Source organism: Endozoicomonas sp. G2_2 (assembly GCF_017744135.1).
Taxonomy (GTDB): domain Bacteria; phylum Pseudomonadota; class Gammaproteobacteria; order Nevskiales; family Salinisphaeraceae; genus Salinisphaera.
Genome location: NZ_JAGHQU010000005.1, coordinates 21,216 through 42,662 on the forward strand (window position 1 = coordinate 21,216; position 21,447 = coordinate 42,662).

Here is a 21,447-nt window from a genome sequence, read left to right on the forward strand (position 1 = left end):
GGTAGAATTGCAAGATTGATTCGATTGAATCCTGCGTGAACTGCGGTGGCATATGGCGGAATCTAACGGCGATTACAACTCCAGTAGTATCAAGGTCCTGAAGGGGCTCGAGGCCGTAAGAAAGCGGCCGGGCATGTATATCGGTGACACGGATGACGGCACCGGTCTACACCATATGGTCTTTGAGGTCGTGGATAACGCGATTGACGAGGCGCTCGCCGGGTACTGCAACGAGATTCAGGTCGTCATTCATCGCGACCAGAGTATTACGGTCACCGATGATGGCCGCGGTATTCCGGTCGACTACCACGAAGGCGAAGGGCGCTCGGCAGCCGAAGTCATCATGACCGTGCTCCATGCCGGCGGTAAATTCGACGCGAACTCGTACAAGGTCTCAGGCGGCCTTCATGGTGTCGGCGTGTCGGTCGTGAACGCATTGTCCGACCGGCTCGAGCTCAATATTTATCGCGACGGCAAGCATTATCGGCAGGCCTACAGCATGGGCGAGCCGATGGGCGATCTCGCGACCCAGGCCGACACCGACAAAACCGGTACGTCCATCCATTTTCATCCCAGTGCGGACGTCTTCACGAACATCACCTTCAGCTTCGATATTCTGGCCAAGCGTCTTCGGGAGCTGTCGTTTCTCAATTCAGGCGTGCGCATTCGCCTGCGCGAAGAGGCGAGCGAGCGCGACGTGGTGTTCGAATACGAGGGCGGTATTCGCGCTTTCGTCGAGAACCTCAACGAGAACAAGACGCAGCTTCATGAGTCCGTGTGCTATTTCACGGCCGAGCGTGAAGATATCGTCGTCGAGGTGGCGATGCAGTGGAACGACTCCTATCAGGAGAGCGTGTTCTGCTACACCAACAATATCCCGCAGCGTGACGGCGGCACCCATCTGGCCGGCTTCCGGGGCGCGCTCACACGGACGCTGAACGGCTATATCGACTCGGAAGGACTGGCCAAGAAGGAAAAGGTCGCGCCGGCTGGCGACGACGCCCGTGAAGGTCTGACCGCCGTTATTTCCGTGAAAGTCCCGGACCCCAAGTTCTCGTCGCAAACCAAGGAAAAGCTGGTGTCGTCCGAAGTTCGCGCCGTCGTGGAATCCACGGTGAACGAGCATCTGAGCGACTTCCTTCTCGAAAACCCGCGGGATGCCAAGGTAATCGCCGGCAAGGTGATCGAGGCGGCGCGCGCGCGAGATGCGGCACGTCGGGCTCGCGACATGACACGCCGCAAGGGCGCACTGGATGTTGCTGGGTTGCCGGGCAAGCTGGCGGACTGCCAGGAAAAGGACCCGTCGCAGTCCGAGCTGTTCCTGGTGGAGGGTGACTCGGCCGGTGGCTCGGCGAAACAGGGTCGTGATCGTCACAATCAGGCGATCCTGCCGCTCAAGGGCAAGATTCTGAACGTGGAGAAAGCCCGTTTTGACAAGATGCTCTCGTCCGTCGAAGTGGGCACCCTCATCACTGCGCTCGGCTGCGGTATTGGCCGCGACGAGTTCGACCCCGCGAAGCTGCGCTATCACCGGATCATTATCATGACGGATGCCGACGTCGACGGGTCGCATATCCGGACGTTGCTGCTGACTTTCTTCTACCGCCAGATGTTCGCCCTGATAGAGGCGGGTTACGTCTACATTGCGCAGCCGCCACTGTATAAGGTTAAAAGCGGCAAGCAGGAGTATTACGTCAAGGACGACAAGGAACTCGACAACTACCTGTTGCGACTTGCCCTGAACAAGGCGGAGCTGCGCGTGAGTGCGGATGCGCCGCCGATTGCGGACGATGCGCTCGCCGATCTCGCCCAGCGCTTCATGGGGATGCTCGAGGATATCGACCGTCTGACCCGCCGCTTCGATCCGGCGACTCTGAAGGAGATGACCTATCTCGCGCCGATGACACCCGAGCTGTTCTCGGACGCCGAGCGCATGCAGGACTGGGCCGCACAACTCCAGGCGCGGCTGGATGCACGTAACGAGGCGCGGCACCGCTACGAGGTCCAGATCAAGCCGGCGGACGATGAACGGCCGCTGCATCTCCAAGTGGTGCGTTTCAGTCACGGGATCCCGCACACCTTTGTTTGGCATGAGGATTTCTTTACCGGCGAGGAGTACCAGCGGATGTCCGCGTTGGGCAACGAACTACTCGACCTGATTGGCGAAGGCGCCCAGGTCAGCCGTGGCGAGCGCAGCGAACCTGTCGATTCTTTCGAGGCCGCATACGAATGGCTCCTCGCCGAAGCCAAGCGCGGCCAGAATGTCCAGCGTTACAAGGGGCTGGGCGAGATGAATCCGGACCAGCTCTGGGAAACCACGATGGACCCGAACAGTCGGCGTCTCATGCAGGTCAAGATCGACGACGCCGTGGGCGCAGACCAGATGTTCACGACGCTCATGGGCGATCATGTCGAGCCGCGCCGAGAGTTCATCGAGCGCAATGCGCTCATGGTGTCGAATCTGGATATCTGACGAGCGGCATGTCACCGCCCCGGGTTTGAAAAGCGGCTGGTCGTTCAGCCGCTTTTTTTATGCCTGCGCGGCGCGTGGGTCTGGATGAGGGCCTCGGCTGCCGCCGCCAGATCGGCGTAGGTCTGCACGCCGTCCAGCGAGGCGTCGTGTGGCAGCGGCTTGCCGCTACGCACCAGCACCGGTTGGGCACCGGCATCGCGCGCCGCGTTAATATCCGAGAGGCTGTCGCCGACGAATGGCACGCCTTCGATCGAGCGGCCGAATCGGCGCGCGATATCGTCGAGCAGGCCGGTATGCGGCTTGCGGCAGGTGCAGCCGTCCTGTGGTCCGTGCGGGCAGAAAAAGATGCCGTCCAGCTGCGTGCCGATATCGGCGAGCATTCGGGTCATCTTGTCGTGGATCGCGAATAACGTGTCGTAATCGAACAGGCCGCGCGCCAGCCCCGACTGGTTGCTCGCCACGACCACCCGAAAGCCTGCGTGCTTGAGTTTGACGATGGCCTCGAGGCTGCCCGCGATCGGGCGCCATTCGGCCGGCGACTTGATGAAGTCGTCGCTGTCTTCGTTGATGACGCCGTCGCGATCGAGGATGACCAGTTTCATGCGGTCAGTCTGTTGGATGTCCGTGGGCGCGTCCAGTGCGTCAGTCCAGGGCCAGACAGGAAATATCCGCCACCTCTCGGCAAAGCCGGTCGAGCGCCTGAAGCAGCGCCAGGCGATTCTGGCGCAGGGTGTCGTCCTCGGCCATGACCATCACGTCGTCGAAGAACGCGTCGAGTGGCTCGGCAAGTGCCGCAAGGCCTGCCAGCGCCCGGGCCGGATCCTCGTCACGCATGGCGCCGGTGACGGCGTCCCGCTGCGCTTCGAGCGCCTGCGCCAGCCGCGTTTCGGCGCCCGGTTCCACCAGGCGATCGTCGAACGACCGGCCATCGAGCTCGGATGCATTTCGACGCAGAATGTTGCGGATTCGCTTGTGTGCGCCGCAAACGGTCTGTGCCGCCGCTTCGCGGCCGAACGCATCGACGGCGACGATGCGCCGATCGAAATCCACAAGATCGCGCAGGCCGAGATTGGCGACGGCATCGAACCGGTCGCCGCTGATGCCGCGCTCAGCGTAGTAACCGCGCAGACGTTCCATGTGGAACGTCCAGAGCGCTTCGAGGCTGCCCTCGGCCGGTTCGACGGGCTGCATGCTCAGCGCATGGTCGAGCTCGGCACGAAGATCGAGCGACAGATTGCCCTCGATGAGGGTTCGCAGTACACCGAGCGCCGCGCGACGCAGGCCGAACGGGTCCTTGTCGCCGCTCGGGCGCCGGTCGATGGCGAAGATTCCGGCCAGGGTGTCCAGGCGATCTGCAAGCGCGAGGGCCTGGCCTGCCGGCGTGGCCGCGATCGGCGCACCGGCACGGGCCGGCGCGTACTGTTCGGTGATCGCGGTTGCCACATCGTCTGACTCGCCGCCATCGCGGGCGTAGTAATAGCCCATCACCCCTTGCAGATCGGGGAATTCGCCGACCATTTCGGTAAGCAGATCGGCCTTGGCGAGTTCGGCGGCCCGCGCCAATGTGTCCGAATCGGCGCCGGCAGCCTCGCCAAGCCGGTTACACAGGGTGGCCACCCGCCCGCTCTTGTCGGCGAGCGAGCCCAGTGACTGTTGGAACGTGACTCGGGCCAGCCCGTCGACATGGGCCGCGAGGCCCCGGCGGCGATCCTGTTCCCAGAAGAACAGCGCATCGGCAAGGCGCGGGCGCACAACACGCTCGTTGCCCGCGATGACCTGGGCGACGTCCCGGCTTTCGAGGTTGGCGACGGTCACGAACCCGGCCATCAGTTCGCCGTTGCCGGCTTCGATCGGAAAGTAGCGCTGGTGTTCCTGCAGCGTCGAGATAAGCACCTCGCGCGGCAGCACCAGGAAACGTTCATCGAACGTGCCGGCGATACCCACCGGCCACTCGACCAGAGCCGTCACCTCTTCGACCAATCCGTCGTCGATCAGCGCGCGGCCGCCGAATGTCTCGCCTGCCGCGGTAACCTGGGACTCGATACGCGCCTTGCGCACGTCGGGATCGGCGATCACATGGCCGGTCTCCTCGAGAGCGCGGGCGTATTCGTCAGCTGTTTCCAGGACGATGGTGCCGCCATGATGAAAACGGTGACCTTGCGTATTGCGATCTGCGGCTTCCTTGAACAGCGTCAACGGCACGATCTGCGCGCCGTGCAATGCCACGACCCAATGCACGGGCCGTACGAAGCCGGTATCCGAATCGCCCCAGCGCATCAGTTTCGGAATCGGCAATCCGCGCAGGGCGCTGTCGACCGCGCCCTGTAGGAGATCGGCCAACGGCTTGCCCGGCTCGGTCGCGCGATAGACGAGACGCTCCCCCTTGTCACTGTCCTCGCGGGCCAGTGCGTCGACCGTCGTGCCCAGCGAGCGGGCAAAGCCCTCGGCTGCCTTGGTCGCGTTGCCCTCGTCGTCGAAGGCGATTGCCACGGTCGGGCCGGCTTTCTCCACCGCCTCCGGCGCGGTCTGTTCGGCCACGTCGGTAATCGATACGGCCAGCCGACGCGGTGTCGCATAGCGCGATGTCTTTCCGATCGCCAGGCCCGCATCTCGCAGGCCCTGGGTGACGCCGTCGGCGAGGGCGTCGGCCAGGGCGCGCATGGCTTTCGGCGGCAGTTCCTCGACGCCGATTTCAATGAGTAGCGTAGCGGTCATGCAGCCTCGCTGTTCTTGAGCAGCGGAAATCCGAGGGCTTCACGGGATGCGTAATAGGATTGCGCGCAGGCGCGAGCGAGCGTACGCACGCGCAGGATATAGCCCTGGCGCTCGGTCACCGATATGGCGTGCCGTGCGTCGAGCAGATTGAAGGTGTGCGAACATTCGAGCATGCGTTCGTAGGCCGGCAAGGCCAGTTCGGCCTCGATCAGGCGCTGGCACTCGGTCTCCAGGGCATCGAAGTGTGTGAACAGCGCGTCCACGTCCGCGTGTTCGAAGTTGTAACGCGACTGCTCGACCTCGTTCTGGTGAAACACGTCGCCGTAGTAGATCGTGCCCGCCGGCGAGTCGGACCACACTAGGTCGTAGACGCTCTCCACGTTCTGGATATACATGGCGATGCGCTCGAGCCCGTAGGTGATCTCGCCGGAAACTGGCCGGCAGTCGATGCCGCCCACCTGCTGGAAATACGTGAACTGGGTGATTTCCATGCCGTTGAGCCAGATCTCCCAGCCAAGACCCCAGGCCCCGAGTGTCGGCGATTCCCAGTTGTCTTCGACGAAGCGCACGTCGTGGATCGACATGTCCAGACCCAACGCCTCCAGCGACTGCAGATACAGCGACTGAATGTTCTTGGGCGACGGCTTCAGCAATACCTGAAACTGATAGTAATGTTGCAGCCGGTTCGGGTTCTCGCCGTAGCGGCCGTCGGTCGGTCGGCGCGACGGCTGTACATAGGCCGCGCGCCAGGGTTCGGGCCCGATCGAGCGCAGAAAGGTCGCCGGATGAAAAGTGCCGGCACCGACCGGCATATCCAGCGGCTGCACGATGGCGCACCCCTGCTCGGCCCAGAATTGCTGCAGCCGAAAGATGAGCTGTTGGAAATCCATGCGAACTGTCCTTGATTCGAGCGCGGAGTATAACGAAAACACGCTGTTTTCATGGTGGCGCGGCATCAGCACCAAAAAAGTGCAGCGTCTTTCGTCTGCACCCTAATCGATCTTCTAAAGCACTATAAAAGTGCATTGAGGCGCGCTGTGACCCGAAAACAGGCAAAGATGACGTGGCATGGAAACTGCCTTTATAGTGGCTGTCCTCGTTGCTCTGCAGCAGACAGTTCAACCGGGTTCTACTTACAAGGAGTCATCAATGTCGAGTAGCGAAGCGCTCAAACTCATCAAGGAAACCGAAGCGAGATTCGTGGATTTCCGCTTCTGCGATACGCGCGGCAAGGAACAGCACGTCACCATGCCGGCGCATATCGTCGACGAAGAGTTCATGGAAGAAGGTAAGATGTTTGACGGTTCGTCGATCGACGGCTGGAAGGGCATCAACGAGTCCGACATGGTTCTCATGCCGGATGACAGCACCGCGGTGCTGGATCCGTTCTTCGAGGAACCCACCGTCATCATCCGCTGTGACGTTCTCGAACCCAACACCATGATGGGTTACGAGCGCGACCCGCGCACCGTCGCCAAGCGTGCCGAAGCCTATCTGGCGTCCACCGGTATCGCCGACACGGCGTTCTTCGGCCCCGAAGCCGAGTTCTTCGTGTTCGACTCGGTCACCTGGCAGAACGAGATGAAGGGTGCCGGCTTCGCGATCGACTCCGAAGAAGGCTACTGGAGCAGCAACAAGAAGTACCCGGAAGGCAACATGGGCCATCGCCCGGGTATCAAGGGCGGTTATTTCCCGGTGCCGCCGGTCGATTCCCACCAGGACATCCGCTCGGCCATGTGTCTGGCCATGGAAGAGATGGGCCTGACCGTCGAAGTGCATCACCATGAAGTGGGCACCGCCGGCCAGGGCGAAATCGGCATGCTGTTCAACACGCTGGTCAAGAAGGCCGACGAGTTGCTGGTCTACAAGTACTGCGTGGCCAACGTTGCCCACAGCTTCGGCAAGACGGCGACCTTTATGCCCAAGCCGCTGGTCGGCGACAACGGTTCCGGCATGCACGTGCACCAGTCGCTGTCCAAGGACGGCAAGAACATCTTCTCCGGTGAAGAATACGGCGGTCTCTCCGAGACGGCGCTGTACTACATCGGCGGCATCATCAAGCACGCCAAGGCGATCAACGCCTTCGCGAACGCCTCGACCAACAGCTACAAGCGTCTGGTCAAGGGCTTCGAGGCACCGGTGCTGCTGGCCTATTCGGCCCGCAACCGCTCGGCCTCGATCCGTATCCCCTGGGTCTCCAGCCCGAAGGCGCGTCGTATCGAGGTGCGTTTCCCGGATCCGACCGCCAACCCGTATCTGGCGTTCTCGGTGATGATGATGGCCGGCCTCGACGGCATTCAGAACAAGATCCATCCGGGCGAAGCCATGGACAAGGATCTCTACGATCTGCCGCCGGAAGAGGAAAAAGCCATTCCGACCGTCGCCCAGTCGCTGGAAGAAGCGCTCAAGGCGCTGGACGAGGATCGCGACTTCCTCAAGAAGGGCGACGTGTTCACCGACGACCTCATCGACGGTTACATCGAACTCAAGATGGAAGAAGTGCTGCGCATGAAGATGAGCACGCACCCGGCCGAGTTCGACATGTACTACTCCTGCTAGAGCGGGATTCCCGCTTCAGGGGAGGCCGGTACCGCGTGTTCGCCTGAGTGCGGCATGCCATCGGCCAGCAGGGCGCGCCCTTTCGTCGGGTGCGCCCTTTTTTATGCGCGCCGTGCGCGCTAGATTGCACCTTATGAACAAGCTGCTTCTGTTTTGTGTCGTCTCGTTCGCGGCAAGCGTCGCACAGGCCGACATCTACACCTGGGTCGATGCCCAGGGCGTGCGTCATTACAGCGACAGCGCTGCGCATGGCGGGGCGAAACGCGCCAACCTGCCCGGGCTGCAGAGCGCGGATGGCAATCCTCAGGCGCTCGAGCAATTGCGCGCCATGTCGCCGTCGGCGAATGCCGGCTCGCGGGCCGAAAGCGCGGATTCGCGGCTGCCGCGGATCTTGCGGCCGCAGTCCGAAGAAACCTTTCGTGACGCCCAGGGCATCGTGCCGGTTTCGGTCACCATCGGCGGCGCGGACGGTCTGCGCGACGGCGAACAGATCACCTACTATCTGGACGGCAGCCCGATACCCCAGTCGCCCACCGACCAGACCACGCTGCAGCTCGGCAACGTGCCGCGCGGCAGCCATACGTTGAGCGCGGCCTTGCTTTATCAGGGCAGAGAGATCCGTCGCACCGAGCCGGTCACCTTCTACATGCAGCCGCCGTCGGCCATTTCGCCGCTCAATGCCAACCAGGGCGGTGGTGCGTCGGACAGCGAAACCCCCAGTGGCTCGGTTGCTGCACCACCGGCGGGCAACAGTTCGGGCGCTCCGGCAGCGCCGCGGTTTAACACCACCACGGGCAGTGCCGGGCAACCTCCCAGTTAAGGCACTATAGTGGTGCAGAGCGACGGCGCGTTCGCGCGCTTCGCCGGTCTCTTGTACTGGCCCGAGTCTTGCTTCTGCAGCCATCATGATTGCCCGCGACAGTATCGGTGTTCGGCCGGACACGATTCTCGATAACCTCAAGACCGCCGTCGTCTGTCTGGATGCCCGGTTGCGGGTCACCTACCTGAATACCGCCAGCGAGATGCTGTTCGGCGTGTCGGCCCGGCACTGCGGCAGCGAAGCCTTCGACAAGGCTTTGCCCTATCTCGCGGACCATCGCAGCAAGCTGGAATCCGCGCTCTACGAAGGCGCGGCCTTCACCGAGCGCGAGCTCTACCTGCGTGCCGGCGGCGGCGATCCGTTGACGGTCGACTGTACGGTCACGCCCTTCACCGATCGCAACGGCGACTCGGCACTGCTGCTGGAATTCCTCTCGCTCGACCGGCAGTTGCGCATATCCCGCGACGACCAGATGCGGGTCCAGAATCTGGCCAATCGCGAAATGATTCGCGGGCTCGCCCACGAGATCAAGAATCCGCTCGGCGGCCTGCGCGGCGCGGCCCAGCTGCTCGAGCGCGAGATCGACGACAACGGCCTCAAGGAATTCACCACGGTGATCATCCGCGAGGCCGACCGGCTGCAGAATCTCGTCGACGGCCTGCTCGGCCCGCGTCGGCCGCCCAACAAGCAGCCGCTCAACATCCACGAGCCGCTCGAGCACGTGCGCGCGCTGATCAATTCCGACCTGCCCGAAGGCATCACGCTCCAGCGCGATTTCGACCCCAGCATTCCGGAAATCCGCGCCGACCGCGAACAGCTGATCCAGACGCTGTTCAATCTCGTCGGCAATGCCGTGACCGCGCTCGACGGCAACGGCGACATCCTGCTGCGCACGCGCACCCAGCGTCTGTTCACCATCGGCGGCACCCAGCATCGGCTGGTCGCGCGTATCGACGTGATCGACAACGGCCCCGGCATACCGCGCGACCTGCTGCCGCGCATCTTCCATCCGATGGTCAGCTCGCGCGCCGAAGGCACCGGCATGGGTCTGCCGATCGCCCAGTACCTCATTCACCTGCACCAGGGGCTCATCGAGTGTGAAAGTCGCCCCGGGCAGACCGTATTCAGCGTCATTCTGCCCCTGGAGGCCGCCGATGATGATTAAGGTCGCTGTTGTTCAGCCCGCTGTGGTCCTGAAACCGACCGCGCGCGTCGTGACGGGGTGGGTACGATGACGTCGCCGGATACCGCCACGCTCACGGCCTGGCTCGTCGATGATGACGAATCGATCCGCTGGGTGCTCGAACGTGCGCTGACCGGTGCCGCCATTGCGGTTCGCACGTTTCCAGGCGGCGCCGAACTGCTCGATGCGATCGAGGAAGACGTGCCCGATGTGCTGCTGACCGATATTCGCATGCCGGGCATCTCGGGTCTGGATCTGCTCGACCGGGTGCGTGCCATCCAGCCGGACCTGCCGATCATCATCATGACCGCGCACTCCGACCTGGACAGTGCCGTATCCGCCTATCGCGGCGGTGCGTTTGAATATCTGCCCAAGCCGTTCGATCTCGACGAGGCGGTCGAGCTGGTCACCCGCGCCGCGCGGCTGGCGCGCGAGGACGAGCCGGAAAGCGAGGCCACCAAGCCGCAGGCGTCAATCATCATCGGCGAGGCGCCGGCGATGCAGGAGGTCTTTCGCGCGATCGGCCGGCTGTCGGCATCGAACATTACGGTGCTCATCACCGGCGAGTCCGGCACCGGCAAGGAGCTCGTCGCGCACGCCCTGCACGAGCACAGTCCGCGGGCCAGCCGGCCCTTCATTGCCGTGAATACCGCCGCGATCCCGAAGGATCTGATGGAGTCGGAGTTCTTCGGCCACGAGAAGGGGGCGTTCACCGGCGCCGCGGCCCAGCGGCGCGGGCGGTTCGAGCAGGCCCACGGCGGCACGCTGTTTCTCGACGAGATCGGCGACATGCCGGCCGATCTGCAGACCCGGCTTCTGCGCGTACTGCAGGACGGTCAGTTCTATCGTGTCGGCGGGCATACGCCGGTCAGCGTGGATGTGCGCATCATCGCGGCGACCAATCAGGAACTGGAGAACGAGGTACGCAAGGGCCGTTTCCGCGAAGATCTGTTCCACCGCCTGAACGTTATCCGGTTGCGCGTGCCGCCGCTGCGCGAGCGCCGGGAGGATATTCCGCTGTTGCTGGAGTTTTTCCTCGGCCGTGCCGCGCAGGAACTCGACATGGAGCTGAAGTCGCTCGGCACGCCGGTGAGCGACTTCCTGAGTTCACTCGACTGGGCCGGCAACGTGCGCCAGCTCGAAAACCTGTGCCGCTGGCTTACGGTGATGGCGCCCGGGCGCGAAGTGGTGTTCGAGGATCTCCCCCAGGAGCTGCGCGACGATCGCGCCCTCGCGGCCGCGACGCCCTCTGCCACACCGTCGCCGATGGCATCGCCGGCGGTGGCCGCCCGCCCGGCCGGCGAGCCCGCGCCGGTGGCGACAACCGCGAGCGGCTGGGACGATCAGCTGGCGCAGTGGGCCAACGCGCGGCTGGCCGAAGGCGCGGACCATCTGCTCGACGAAGCGATCCCGAGCCTGGAGCGGGTCATGATCCGGGCCGCGCTGGCCCGCACCGACGGGCATCGCCAGGAGGCCGCACGTCTGCTCGGCTGGGGGCGCAATACGCTCACCCGCAAGATCAAGGAACTCGGCATGGAGTCCGAGACCGCCTGACGGCGCCCGTCTCGCGACGCCGGCTCGGCTCAGGCGCTGTCGTCGCCGGCGCGGTGTTCCGCGCGGATACGTTGCGTGTTGGGCGGCCGGCCGGTGATCAGCCGGTCGCCGGTGCGCCGGGTGAAGTATTTCCATACCCACTGCAGCATCACCCGCAATCGACGCTCGCTGCCGATCAGCGCATAGATATGCACGATCACCCAGAGTAGCCAGGCGTTGAAGCCCGACACGGTGAAACCCGGCAGGCTGCCGACCGCGCGATTGCGCCCGATCACCGCCATGCTGCCCTGGTCCTTGAACTTGAACGCCGGCGTGTCCTTGCCCGCGGCCCGGCGCTTGAGCAGCCTGGCAACGTACTCGCCCTGCTGGATCGCCGCCGGCGCGAGCCCCGGCACGTCCTTGCCGCGCCGGTCCGTGACCGCCGCGAGATCGCCGATCACGAAGATGTCCGGCCGGCCCGGCAGCGCCAGCGACCCGTCGACGCGCAGTCGCCCGCCGCGCTCGCGTGTCGCGCCGGTGCGCTCGGCCAGGGCCTCGCCGAAAGCCGAGGCACGAACCCCGGCTGCCCACAGGACGGTGCGTGCCGCGACGCGCTGTTCGTTGCCGTCGGCGTCCTTCATGACCACGCCGTTCTCGTCGATCGAGCCCACGAGCGTGCCGGTGATGACCTCCACGCCGAGCTCGGCGAGCATGGCCTCGGCCTTGCGCGACAGTTTTTCCGGATACACCGGCAACACCCGGTCCGCACCCTCGACGAGCAGGATGCGGGCCTTCTGCGGGTCGACATGGCGGAAATCGTCCACCATGGTGCGATGCGCCAGTTCGGCGATTGCCCCGGCCAGTTCGACGCCGGTGGGGCCGGCACCCACGATCACGAAGTTCAGCCACGGCGCGCGCTGGCTTTCGTCGCTGGTAAGCTCGGCGGTCTCGAACGCGTAGAAGATCTTGCGGCGCATGCGCAGCGCGTGTTCCACGGTCTTGAGTCCGGGCGCGAACTCGCCCCACTGGTCGTTGCCGAAATAGGCGTGCTTCACGCCGGTGGCCACGATCAGCGTGTCGTAGCGCAGTTCGCCGGCCTCGTGATACAGGATCCGGCGGTCTGGATCGACATCGTAGGCCGTACTCATGAGCGTGCGCACGTTCTTCTTGTGACGCAGCGTCACGCGGTGGGGGGTGCAGACGTCGCCGGTGGTGAGCATGCCGGCCGCGACCTGATACAGCAGAGGCTGAAACGTATGGAAATTGCGCTTGTCGAGCAGGGTCACGTCGTAGCCGCTGCGGCCCAGCTTGCGCGCGGCGAACAGGCCGCCGAAGCCGCCGCCCACGATCACGACATGATGTTTTTCTTCCTGTCTTCGCACGGTGTACCCCCTTCTCCGTGGAGGCGTAGCTTAGCAGTTCGGGCTTGCGGTCGATCGCCGGCCACCGGTGGCTTGCCATGTGCCTGATCGCCTTCGCCTGGCAGGCGCATCCGCAGCTCGATCTGGTGGTCGCGGCCAATCGCGACGAGTTCCATCAACGCCCCACCGAAGCGGCGCACTGGTGGCAGGCGCCGGCCGGCACATTCGGCGGGCGTGATCGCGAAGCCGGCGGCGCCTGGTGTGCGGTCGATCGCCACGGTCGCTTCGCGGCGGTGACCAATGTGCGCGAGCCCGCACGCGCTGCGCCGGTGCGTTCGCGGGGTCTGCTGGTACGCGACTATTTCGCCGAGCCGTGCGGGGCCAGCGCGTGGGCCGCACGCATGGCCGAGCAAGGCCCGGCCTTCGGGCCGTTCAATCTGCTGGTCGGCGATCGCGACACGCTCTGGTTCGTGTCCAACCGGGGCTCGGTGCGACACATGGCATTGCGTCCCGGGGTGCATGCGATCTCCAATGGCCACTGGGGCGACCACTGGCCCAAGACCGAGCGTGCCCAGGACCGACTGCAGACGCTGCTCGGTGCTGGCGCGCTTGAAGACGACGTCCTGTGCGACTTGCTCGCCGATACGGATATCGCGCCGGCCCGGGCCCTGCCGGATACGGGCGTCGGCGACGAGCGCGAGCGTTTTCTGTCGCCGCTGTTCATTCGCAGCGCCATGTACGGCACACGGGCGTCGACGGTCATTCGTCGCGACCGAAGCGGCCGCGTGCATTTTCACGAGCGCGGCTTTGATGCCGACGCGCGCATCACTCATCGTGTTGATCAGGACTGGCGTATCGACAAGGAAGACCGTTCATGACCGATTCGCAGCATAGCGAGCGTGCCTACGGCAGCTGGCCTTCGCCCATCACGGCAGCGCATGTCGCCGCTGCCGGACGAAAGCTCAGCGATGTCTGTATCGATCGCGCCGGCGACACGCCGGTACTCTACTGGATCGAAAGCCGGCCGGACGAGGCCGGGCGCAACACGATCATGCGGCTCGACGACGACGGCGAAGCGGTATCGCTGCTGGACGCGCCGGCAAGTGCGCGCAGCGCCGTACACGAGTACGGCGGCGCGGCGTTCACCGTGCATGCGGGTACCGTATGGTTCGTCAATGCCGCGGATCAGGCGATCTGGCGGCGCGCGCCATCGGGCGAACTCGCGCCCATCACCGATGCCGCCAAACCGGGCCAGTTCGCTGATCTGCAGTTCGACGCGGCGCATGACCGCCTGTTCGCGATCGCCGAAACGCCGCGCGATGGCGACGAGCCGCGGGCAACCGTCGAAAGCATCGATGCCGATGGCCACCGGCGCGTAATCGCGCAGGGGCACGATTTCTATGCCAGCCCGCGGCTGTCGCCGGCCGGCGATCGACTGGTCTGGCTGGCGTGGAATCATCCCGACATGCCCTGGGATACCACCGAGCTCTGGCAGGCGGATATCGACGCCGATGGCACCGTGGCACAACCCGACTGCCTGTGGGCGCCGTGCTCAGCGTCGCTGTTCGGCCCGTGCTTCGATGCCGCCGGCCGATTGCATATTGTCTGCGACGCGAGCGACTGGTGGAACATTCACCGCGAGCGCGACAACGGTGACGGTTTCGAAGCGCTCACCCGTGAAACCGCCGAGTTCGGGGTGCCGCAATGGGTGTTCGGCCAGAGCACCTATACGTTCACCGACGACGGCCGTCTGATCGCCATGGCCACCCGCGATGGCATCTGGCAGCTTGGCGAAGTCGACCAGGGGTCGGGTGAGTTCATGCCCTGGTCGCTGGGTCACGATTTCTACGAGCAGCTGCAGGCTTGTGGTAACGAGATTGTCGTCATCGCCGCGGATGCGCGCACCCCGAAGCAACTGATCGCGGTTTCGTCCGACGTCCAGGCGCGCGTGCTGCGCGCTACGGACGGCCTGCCCGCCGACGCGGTCTTGTCCGCGCCCGAGCCGGTCTCCTGGGCCACGGCCGATGGCGACACCGCCCATGGTCTGTTCTACCCGCCCGCGAGTGCGGCCTGCACGGGCCCGCAGGGCGCGGCGCCGCCGCTGATTCTCAAGTGTCACGGCGGGCCAACCGGCGCCACGAGTACCGCGCTCGATGCCCGCATCCAGTACTGGACCTCGCGCGGGTATGCGCTGCTGGATGTGAACTATCGCGGCAGCACGGGTTATGGCCGTGCCTATCGCCAGAAGCTGACCGGCGCCTGGGGCGTGGCCGACGTGGCCGACTGCGTACACGGCGCGCATCATCTCACCGCCGCCGGCCGGGTCGACGGCGAGCGCGTGGTCATCTCCGGCAGCAGTGCAGGCGGGTATACCGTGCTCTGCGTGCTCACCTTTGCCGATGTCGCCGCTGCGGGCGCCAGTTATTACGGCATTGGCGATCTCACCCGTCTGACGGCCTCGACCCACAAGTTCGAGTCCCGCTATCTGCATCGACTGATCGGCGATGCGCCCGCAACGCTGGTTGAACGCTCGCCGCTCGCGCACGCCGAGCGGCTGTCCTGCCCGGTACTGTTTCTGCAGGGCCTCAAGGACAAGGTGGTGCCGCCGGACCAGGCCGACACGATGGCCGCCGCGCTTCGCGAACGTGGCGTGCCGGTGGCCCACGTGACGTTCGCCGAAGAGCGCCACGGCTTTCGCGACGCGGCGAATATCCGTACCGCCATCGAATCCGAGCGCGCTTTCTATACGCGCGTGCTCGATATTCCCGGCGTCGAGGACATCGTCGATTTACGCATCGACAATTTCGCGTAGCCCGGCCGCCGGGCGCCCGCGGCTCATCCGAAAGCGGCGCCGGCGAGTAGATCAAGGCAGCGGCTGTGCCCGTTCGTGTTGCGAGCGGGACCGCCGTTTGGGGTAACCTAGATTCGCGCACCCGGCGGCGTTCGCGGTCAGGGGTCTGATTTTTTTGGGGGTTTGTCGCCGCAATGGCGAAAGACGCAACCACCGCTTGGGTACTTCGGGCAACGTGATCGAGCGCTATCGAAAGATTCTGAAATGGCGACACCTGCCACTGGTGGCGGTGATCGCGCTGGCGGGCGTGCTCGTGCGCCCGGCCGCTGCGGACGTGGTCAACGTCAATATCGACGGCATCGAGGATCCGCTGCTGTCGAATGTGCGCAAGTCACTGTCGGTGGCCGGCGAGCACGAAGCGCCCTGGTCGGCCGGCCAGATTCGCCGGCTGTACCGCCTGGCGCCGAACGAGATCAAGAAAGCGCTGGCGCCCTACGGCTACTACAATCCCGTGATCGAACAGGATCTCGTCGAGCCCGAGGGCAAGGGCGATACCTGGCATGCCACGTTTCGCATCAAGCACGGCCCGCGAACCCGGATCACCGCGCTCAATCTCAAGGTCACGGGGCCCGGCGACGAGTTGCCGGAGATACGCGAGGCGCTGCGCAGCAGCAAGCTGGCCGAAGGCAAGCGCCTGATCCATGCCCAGTACACCGCCACCAAGAACGCCCTCTACACCGCGGCTTACCAGGCCGGGTATCTCGATGCGCGCTTTAGCAAGTCGGCGATTCGCGTGCGTCCGGACGACAACGCCGCTCAGATCGATCTGGTGCTGAATACCGGTGAGCGCTACTACTTCGGTGACGTGACGTTCGACCAGGACGTACTCAACGACGACTTCGTGCGCCGCTTCGTGCCGTTTTCCGCGGGCGAGCCGTTCGACGCCGAGCGCCTGGTGGATCTGCAGCTGATCCTGTCCGACACCGACTACTTCAACAAGATCGCGATCCAGGCGGAGCGCGGCCAGGCCACGCGCGAAGCCCCCATCGAGGACTGGCTGTTCGACATTCTCTACCCGCCGGACGATCCGCTGATCAGCATCGGCCGGCTGCAGGTGCCGGTCGCGGTGACCGCCGAGCCGAGCAAACCGCAGAGCTACGAGATTTCCGGCGGCTACGGCACCGATACCGGCCCGCGCGTGGGCTTCGGCGTGAAGTTCCGGCATCTGAACAAGCGCGGCCATCAGTTCCGCAGCGATCTGCGGCTGTCGACCGTCAAGCAGGCGCTGCAGGCGTCCTACGACATTCCCATCGAGAACGTCGCCGAGGACAAGCTCAGCTTCACCGCCAACGTCGCCAACGAGGAGTTCGGCGATATCACGTCGATCAACTATGGCATTGGCGCGGTGCGCGATACGGGCTGGTCGCTGGGGCGCAAGCGCGCCTATATCAACCTGGAGCGCGAGACCTACGATCTGGGCGACGACGTGGGCGATCGTACCTCGACGCTGCTCTACCCCGGCTACACCATCACGCTGCAGAAGGCCGACGACCTGCTCAACACCCGCAAGGGCGTGAGCGCGTCGCTGGACGTGCACGGCGGCAGTGAAGCACTCGCCTCGAGCGTCGATTTTCTGCAGGCCACGGTCAGCGGCAACGCGGTACTGCCGCTGACGTCCAAATCGCGGCTGCTGCTGCGCACCCAGTTCGGCGCCACCGAGGTCGACGACTTCGATCAATTGCCGCCTTCGCAGCGTTTTTTCACCGGCGGCGATCGCACCGTGCGCGGCTACGGCTATCAGCAGATCAGCCCCGAGAACGAGGACGGCGACAACATCGGCGGCCAGTATCTGGCGGTGGGCAGCATCGAGGCCGACTACAAGGTCTATGGCGACTACGGCGTGGCCGCGTTCTTCGACGTCGGCGACGTGGCCAATACCACCAGCTTCGATCTCAAGCGCGGCGTGGGCATCGGCTTTCGCTGGGCTTCGCCGGTCGGCCAGATCCGGCTCGATCTCGCCCATCCGCTGGATGACCCCGACAGCGATTTCCGTATCCACTTCAGCCTCGGCCCCGACCTGTGAGCGAAGACGACAACGACAAGCCGGCCACCGACTCGGCGCCGAACGCACAGCCGGCCACCGGCAAGAAGCAGGCGCCCAAACGGCGTCGTTCGCGCGTCTGGCGCATCGTCAAGTGGACGCTGCTGATCCTGCTGCTGTTGATCGTGGTCATCGTCGGGCTGGTCGCCTGGGTGGCCACCACCCGTAGCGGCCTCGACTTCGCCTGGGGTCAGATCGGGCCGCGCCTGCCGGAAGGCATCGAGGTGGCCAGCGTCGAGGGCCGGCTGATCGGCCCGCTCGAGGTGCGGGGCGTCAAGTACGAAACCGAGACCATGAAGGTCGCGGTGAATGCCGTCGACTTCGACTGGACCGCCAGCGAGCTGCTCTCGGCGACCGTGCATGTGCGCAATCTCGCGGTGCGCGGCGTGGACTACGAAGTCACGAAGATCGTCGATACGCCCGAGCCCGAACCGGAAGAACCGGCCGAGCCGTTCAGCTTGCCGGATGCCATCGATCTGCCGGTCACGGTGCAGATCGACAACGTCGCGCTCGACGATATTTCCGCGATCACCGCGCCCGAGGCCGAGCCCTTCGTGGTCGACAGTGCACGCCTGGCCAACGCCCGCCTCGACGGCGAGCAGTGGCGGATCGAGTCGCTCACCGGCCACGGGCCGATGTTCGATATCGACGCCCGGGCCGAGCTGAACCCGCGCGGCGGGTATGCGACCAATCTCAGCCTCAACGCGGCGCTGCGCCTGCCGGATCTGGCGCCGATCGAGGCGGATGCCGAGATCCAGGGCGATCTCGCCGATCTCGGTCTGCGCGCGACCGTCGCCGCGCCCTACAACGTCGATCTCGACGCCCGCCTGACGGATGCCCTCGAGAAACCGGCCGTCGATGCCACCCTTAAACTAGACGACACACGCCTGCCGGCGATTCGTGAGGACCTGCCCAAGGCCGGGTTCACGGCCACCGTCGGCGCCAAGGGCCCGCTCGACGATCTGGGCGTGAATCTCGACGTGGATGCCGACAGCGCGGACTTCGGCCGCGCCGCGCTCACTGCCGCGCTGCGCTATACCGGCGAGGCGGTGGCCATCGAGCGCCTGAATCTGTCCAGCCCGGACATGCCCGGCACGCTGAATGCCGAAGGTCAAGTCGCGCTGGCGGAAGGCAACGCGATGGATCTGTCGGTGGACTGGTCCGATCTGCAGTGGCCGCTGGCCGGCGCGCCGGCCTATCGCTCGGAAAGCGGCCGGGTTCGTCTGACCGGCGAGATGACCGACTACGCGCTGGATACGGATCTCGCCTGGCAGGTCGTCGGCCAGACCGCCGGGAAGCTGTCGCTTGCCGGTAGCGGCAGCATGGAAGCCTTCGAACTCGCCAGGCTGAACGTCACCGGCGGCCCGGGCGACATCAGCGGCAACGCGTCGGTGCGCTGGGCCCCGGCGCTGGACGTGACCGCGCATCTGGAAGGCGAAGGCATCAACCCGGGTGCGGTGGTCGCCGACGTGCCGGGCGATTTCAACCTCGTGGCTGACGTGCGCGCGAAGCAGGACGGCGAGCAGATCGTCGCCAATATCGACAAGCTCACCGCGCGCGGCAGCCTGCGTAACCAGCCGCTGCGGCTCGACGCCAAGGCGCGGTATCTCGGCGATCATGTGCTTGTGGACAACTTCGATCTGGTTTCGGGTGCGACCAACGCCAAGATCACGGGCCGCTTCGGCTGGACGCCCGATGCCGTGCTCGACGGCCGCTGGACGATCGATTCCAGCGATTTGTCCACCGCCTGGCCGACGCTTGCCGGTACGATTCAGAGCCAGGGGACGGTGAAAGGCCGCGTCGCCGCCCCGAACGTCGATGCCACGCTCGCCGCGCGCAATATCGCGGTCGACGAGAACCGGGTCGCCAGCGCGGATCTGGATGCCAAGGTCGACTGGTCGGGCAACAGCCGGTCGAATGTCGCGCTGGATATCGCCGGCGTCGATGCCGGCGGCCAGGCGATCGACAGCGTGACGCTGCGCATGAACGGTACGCCGGGCGCGCATTCGATCACCGCGAATGTGGACAGCGAGATCGCCAAAGCAGATCTCGGCCTCGACGGCGCGTTGAACAAGAACACCATGAACTGGCGGTACACGCTCAACGCACTGACAGCCGGCTACGGCGAACTCGCGCCCTGGACGCTGGCTTCGCCGGCCTCGGGTGCGGTCTCGGCGAACGCCCAGTCCATTCAGGATGCCTGCCTGACCTCGGGCGATGCGCGGGTCTGCCTGCGCGGTTCGCACGACAATAAGGCGAGCGTCGCCCATGTCGAGCTGTCGGATTTCGCCTACGACTACGCCCGGATCTATTTCCCCGAGGGCCTGGATATCGAGGGCGCTGTTTCCGGCGTGATCGACGCGCGCCTGCCGGCCAGCGGCGACCCCGACGTGGACGCCCGGCTCAATACCAGCGCCGGCAGCGTGTCCATGACCCAGCCGGACGAGAGCGTGGTGCGCATCGTCGACATGGAGCCGGGGACGATTCGCCTGCGCATGCAGCGCTCGGCGCTGGATGGCGCGGTGAACCTGCCGTTGGCCGAAACCGGCGGTATCGACGCGGACGTGGCGGTGGCGCCGGGCGCGGCACCGCTCACCGAACGTGCCTTGAGCGGCTCGGTCAATCTGGATATCGAGCGCCTGGCCGTGATCGAGAAACTCTCGCCCGAGGTGGACGAGTTCAACGGCCAGATCGCCGGCCAGCTGGATCTTGGCGGCACCCTCGCGCGCCCGACCGTGCTGGGCGATATCGCACTCACGGCGTCGCGCGTGGTGCTGGTCACCCCGGGGCTCGTGCTTTCCGATCTGCGCCTGGCGGCGACCGGGCGTGGCGACGCCATCGATATCGACGCCACCGCGAAATCCGGCGGCGGAACGCTCAACGCCAACGGCGCGATCGCGTTGAACGACGACGGCCAGGATGTGGACCTGGCGATTCAGGGCGAGCGCTTCCAGGTGGTCAATATTCCGGATGCGAAAGCCTACGTCAGCCCGGATCTGACCGTGGCAGTCACACCCAGCCGCGTGGATGTGACCGGCAGCGTGACGGTGCCGGAAGCCGCGATCACGCCGCGGGACCTGCCGGCCGCAGGCGTGGATACGGTCTCGGGCGATCAGGTCATCGTCACCGGCGATGAAGACAGCCCGGCCGCCGAAGCGGTCAGCCGCGCGATTCATGCCGATGTGCGGGTGGTGCTGGGCGACAAGGTCCGTATCGAGGGCTTCGGCCTCAAGGCCAACCTCACCGGCGACCTGCGCGTGGTCCAGCAGCCGGGCGATGTGACCACCGGTACCGGCGAGATCCAGATCGTGGACGGGTCCTACCGAGCCTACGGCCAGAATCTGGATATCCAGGAAGGCCGGATCCTGTTTGCCGGCGGCCCGGTGAGCGAACCGGGTCTGGACATGCGTGCCGCGCGCTATCCGGCCGAGGACATCACCGTGGGCGTGGAGGTGCGCGGCAGCGTCCGCAGCCCGCGCCTGACCCTGTTCTCGGAGCCCGGTATGGGGCAGTCCGAGCAGTTGTCCTGGCTGCTGCTGGGCCGCCCGCTCGACGGCGCCAACAGTCAGCAGTCGAGCCTGGTGGCGCGCGCGGCGCTCGCGCTGGGCAACAGCCGCGCGAACCAGACGCTGGAAAACATCGGCGACCGGCTGGGCGTGGACGATATCGGCATCGGCAGCGGCGCGGGCGAAAGCAGCGATGAAGCCGCGTTCACGGTCGGCAAGTATCTGTCGCCCAAGCTTTATGTAAGCTACGGCATCGGCCTGTTCAACCCGGTATCGACGCTCTCGCTGCGCTATACGCTGAGTTCACGCTGGCGACTGGAGACCCAGTCCAGCGGCGTGGCCACCGGCGGTGATCTGATCTATTCCATCGATCGCTAGCGTTTTGCGCGCCGGCTCATTCGGGCC

13 protein-coding genes are annotated in these 21,447 nt (G+C 65.2%); 9 read left to right on the forward strand and 4 right to left on the reverse strand.

Going from position 1 to position 21,447, the window contains the following annotated elements:
- Positions 1-52 precede the first annotated feature (52 nt).
- Complete coding sequence (gene gyrB, locus J7355_RS07270; protein WP_209061280.1) at positions 53-2,473, forward strand: DNA topoisomerase (ATP-hydrolyzing) subunit B; 2,421 nt, start codon at positions 53-55, stop codon at positions 2,471-2,473.
- A gap of 44 nt (positions 2,474-2,517) precedes the next feature.
- Here the strand turns inward: gyrB and gmhB are convergent, their stop codons facing one another.
- From gmhB to glyQ, 3 genes are read right to left on the reverse strand one after another with little or no spacing between them, the layout of a single operon-like run.
- On the reverse strand, positions 2,518-3,075 hold the full coding sequence (gene gmhB / locus J7355_RS07275) for a D-glycero-beta-D-manno-heptose 1,7-bisphosphate 7-phosphatase (protein WP_209061281.1): 558 nt from the start codon (positions 3,073-3,075) through the stop codon (positions 2,518-2,520).
- Positions 3,076-3,115: 40 nt separating this feature from the next.
- Positions 3,116-5,188, reverse strand: a complete 2,073-nt coding sequence (glyS, locus tag J7355_RS07280) for a glycine--tRNA ligase subunit beta (RefSeq protein WP_209061282.1) — start codon at positions 5,186-5,188, stop codon at positions 3,116-3,118.
- Entirely contained in the window at positions 5,185-6,078 is an 894-nt protein-coding gene (gene glyQ / locus J7355_RS07285; RefSeq protein WP_247739846.1) for a glycine--tRNA ligase subunit alpha, read from the reverse strand. Before glyQ ends, glyS begins: the two co-directional genes overlap by 4 nt.
- Positions 6,079-6,337: 259 nt before the next feature.
- Here glyQ and glnA point away from each other — a divergent pair, with 259 nt between their 5' ends.
- From glnA to glnG, 4 genes are all read left to right on the forward strand, one after another.
- On the forward strand, positions 6,338-7,747 hold the full coding sequence (gene glnA / locus J7355_RS07290) for a glutamate--ammonia ligase (protein WP_247739847.1): 1,410 nt from the start codon (positions 6,338-6,340) through the stop codon (positions 7,745-7,747).
- Positions 7,748-7,850: 103 nt separating this feature from the next.
- The gene (locus J7355_RS07295; protein ID WP_209061285.1) at positions 7,851-8,567 is read left to right on the forward strand and encodes a DUF4124 domain-containing protein; all 717 of its coding nucleotides are present in this window, start codon (positions 7,851-7,853) and stop codon (positions 8,565-8,567) included.
- Between the two features lie 85 nt (positions 8,568-8,652).
- Entirely contained in the window at positions 8,653-9,732 is a 1,080-nt protein-coding gene (gene glnL / locus J7355_RS07300; RefSeq protein ID WP_209061286.1) for a nitrogen regulation protein NR(II), read from the forward strand.
- 66 nt (positions 9,733-9,798) lie between these two features.
- The gene (gene glnG / locus J7355_RS07305) at positions 9,799-11,304 is read left to right on the forward strand and encodes a nitrogen regulation protein NR(I) (protein ID WP_209061287.1); all 1,506 of its coding nucleotides are present in this window, start codon (positions 9,799-9,801) and stop codon (positions 11,302-11,304) included.
- Positions 11,305-11,333: 29 nt separating this feature from the next.
- On the opposite strand, the gene J7355_RS07310 is transcribed toward glnG, so the two are convergent.
- Positions 11,334-12,665, reverse strand: coding sequence for an NAD(P)/FAD-dependent oxidoreductase (locus J7355_RS07310; RefSeq protein ID WP_209061288.1), 1,332 nt, complete (start codon positions 12,663-12,665; stop codon positions 11,334-11,336).
- 77 nt (positions 12,666-12,742) lie between these two features.
- Here J7355_RS07310 and J7355_RS07315 point away from each other — a divergent pair, with 77 nt between their 5' ends.
- The 4 genes from J7355_RS07315 to J7355_RS18020 all read left to right on the forward strand — a co-directional run bounded on the left by J7355_RS07315 (position 12,743) and on the right by J7355_RS18020 (position 21,420).
- Positions 12,743-13,522: an NRDE family protein gene (locus tag J7355_RS07315; protein ID WP_209061290.1), complete on the forward strand. Its 780-nt coding sequence runs from the start codon at positions 12,743-12,745 to the stop codon at positions 13,520-13,522.
- Positions 13,519-15,456, forward strand: a complete 1,938-nt coding sequence (locus tag J7355_RS07320; protein WP_209061292.1) for a prolyl oligopeptidase family serine peptidase — start codon at positions 13,519-13,521, stop codon at positions 15,454-15,456. The genes J7355_RS07315 and J7355_RS07320 overlap by 4 nt, the downstream gene beginning before the upstream one ends.
- A 196-nt stretch (positions 15,457-15,652) precedes the next feature.
- Positions 15,653-17,518: an autotransporter assembly complex family protein gene (locus J7355_RS07325; protein WP_209061294.1), complete on the forward strand. Its 1,866-nt coding sequence runs from the start codon at positions 15,653-15,655 to the stop codon at positions 17,516-17,518.
- Complete coding sequence (locus J7355_RS18020) at positions 17,515-21,420, forward strand: translocation/assembly module TamB domain-containing protein (protein WP_209061296.1); 3,906 nt, start codon at positions 17,515-17,517, stop codon at positions 21,418-21,420. The genes J7355_RS07325 and J7355_RS18020 overlap by 4 nt, the downstream gene beginning before the upstream one ends.
- Positions 21,421-21,447 lie beyond the last annotated feature (27 nt).

Bases quoted from the DNA above. Each gene is read 5' to 3' on its own strand.
- gyrB (WP_209061280.1), top strand. From the start codon at position 53: ATGGCGGAATCTAACGGCGATTACAACTCCAGTAGTATCAAGGTCCTG.
- gmhB (WP_209061281.1), bottom strand. From the start codon at position 3,075: ATGAAACTGGTCATCCTCGATCGCGACGGCGTCATCAACGAAGACAGC.
- glyS (WP_209061282.1), bottom strand. From the start codon at position 5,188: ATGACCGCTACGCTACTCATTGAAATCGGCGTCGAGGAACTGCCGCCG.
- glyQ (WP_247739846.1), bottom strand. From the start codon at position 6,078: ATGGATTTCCAACAGCTCATCTTTCGGCTGCAGCAATTCTGGGCCGAG.
- glnA (WP_247739847.1), top strand. From the start codon at position 6,338: ATGTCGAGTAGCGAAGCGCTCAAACTCATCAAGGAAACCGAAGCGAGA.
- J7355_RS07295 (WP_209061285.1), top strand. From the start codon at position 7,851: ATGCGCGCCGTGCGCGCTAGATTGCACCTTATGAACAAGCTGCTTCTG.
- glnL (WP_209061286.1), top strand. From the start codon at position 8,653: ATGATTGCCCGCGACAGTATCGGTGTTCGGCCGGACACGATTCTCGAT.
- glnG (WP_209061287.1), top strand. From the start codon at position 9,799: ATGACGTCGCCGGATACCGCCACGCTCACGGCCTGGCTCGTCGATGAT.
- J7355_RS07315 (WP_209061290.1), top strand. From the start codon at position 12,743: ATGTGCCTGATCGCCTTCGCCTGGCAGGCGCATCCGCAGCTCGATCTG.
- J7355_RS07320 (WP_209061292.1), top strand. From the start codon at position 13,519: ATGACCGATTCGCAGCATAGCGAGCGTGCCTACGGCAGCTGGCCTTCG.